The sequence below is a fragment of the uncultured Mucilaginibacter sp. genome, assembly GCF_937859865.1.
Lineage (GTDB): Bacteria > Bacteroidota > Bacteroidia > Sphingobacteriales > Sphingobacteriaceae > Mucilaginibacter_A.
On record NZ_CALMAT010000001.1, the window covers coordinates 1 to 1,660 of the forward strand.

2 protein-coding genes and 1 pseudogene are annotated in these 1,660 nt (G+C 41.4%); 2 read left to right on the forward strand and 1 reads right to left on the reverse strand.

Annotation, left to right across the window (positions count from 1 at the left end):
• Positions 1 to 281, forward strand: a pseudogene (locus Q0192_RS00005) (glycoside hydrolase family 2); the annotation flags it as partial.
• A 109-nt stretch (positions 282 to 390) separates the two neighbouring features.
• Here the strand turns inward: Q0192_RS00005 and xerD are convergent.
• Entirely contained in the window at positions 391 to 1,290 is a 900-nt protein-coding gene (gene xerD / locus Q0192_RS00010) for a site-specific tyrosine recombinase XerD (RefSeq protein ID WP_299284171.1), read from the reverse strand.
• A 34-nt stretch (positions 1,291 to 1,324) separates the two neighbouring features.
• Here xerD and Q0192_RS00015 point away from each other — a divergent pair.
• On the forward strand, positions 1,325 to 1,660 hold a 336-nt coding region (locus tag Q0192_RS00015; protein WP_299284174.1), incomplete at its 3' end, for a type II 3-dehydroquinate dehydratase.

The following is a 1,660-nucleotide window of genomic DNA, read 5'->3' on the forward strand; positions in this document are numbered from 1 at the left end:
ATTTGTCTTTTATCACTGCCAAAATTTTGGACAAAGACGGCAATGTTGTTCCTGATGCGGATAATTTGTTAAATTTAAAAATTGACGGTGAAGCCTTTATTGCAAGTGTGGATAACGGCGATCCGGTTACGCATGATCCTTTTAAAGCCAATTACCGAAAAGCTTTTCATGGTTTGGCTTTGGCGATTGTACAATCCAACGGCAAAGCCGGAAAGGTGAGTTTTACGGCGACTGCTGCCGGTTTGCCTGCGGCTACAATTTCGTTGGAGACTTTTAAATAAATTTGAATTTAATGAAAAAGCAAGAAGCAAATGTTTCCTGCTTTTTTTATGCTGATAAAAGCAAATAAACGGGTTTAAACCCAATGATTTTATGCCGGTAAAAGAAGCATCAACTTCTTGGATGATATTGCACAATTGTTTCCCGCAGATATTCCCTGTCCAAATGTGTGTAAATTTCGGTGGTGGTAATGCTTTCGTGGCCAAGCATGTCTTGCACGGCGCGCAAATCGGCACCGCCTTCAATTAAATGCGTGGCAAAAGAATGGCGGAACGTATGCGGACTGATACTCTTTTTAAGGCCAATTTTTTCGGCCAGGCTTTTGATGATCATAAAAACCATCACGCGCGAAAGTTTGCTGCCGCGTTTGCTTAGAAACACAAAATCTTCCTGGCCTTTTTTGATTTCCAAATGAACGCGGATTTGCTGCAGATAAATCTTCAACATTTTGCTGGCCTGCTCGCCAATTGGCACCAAGCGTTCTTTATTGCCTTTGCCTAAAATTTTGATAAATTCATCGTCCAAGTATAAGTTAGAAATTTTCAATGTAATCAATTCCGTTACGCGCAAACCGCAGCCATACAATACTTCGATCATGGTTTTGTTGCGCATTCCGTCAGGTTTGGAAAGATCAATCGCACCGATCAAAGCATCAATTTCCAAAATATTCAACGTATCCGGAAGTTTGCGTTGCAATCTTGGCCCTTCAATCAGTTCGGCTGGATTATGTGCAATTAAGTTTTCCATCAGCATAAACTTGTAAAATGCTTTTACGCCCGATAAAATCCGTGCTTGTGATATTGGCGGCAACCCAAGTTCGCTCAGGCATCGCATAAATGCTTTTAAATTGTGTTCGTTAATAGTTTCCGGTTTTAGCATTGGCGCGAAAGAAAGGGCAAATTGCTGCAATTTTTCCACGTCTTGCAAATAAGCTTCGATAGAATTTTGCGCCAAACTTTTCTCCAACTTTAAATACGAACGAAAACCGTTGATGGTAGAAAGCCAGTCCAATTTATTTTAACAGAATATTGTTATGTTTGAAGGGATGAAGATACAAATTATCAACGGACCAAACCTAAACCTGCTGGGCCTGCGCGAACCGGAAGTTTATGGGCATACTTCTTTTACCGACTATTTTTTGGAATTGCAGCAGCGTTTCCCCGAAATCGAGTTCAGCTATTTCCAAAGCAACAAAGAAGGCGAGCTGATTGATAAAATCCAGGAAGTTGGCTTTGATTATGATGGCATTGTGCTGAACGCAGGCGGTTATACACATACTTCTATTGCTTTGGGCGATGCCATTGCCGCCATCAAAACGCCGGTGGTAGAAGTGCATATTTCCAACGTACACCAACGCGAAACTTTCCGGCACCATTCTTAT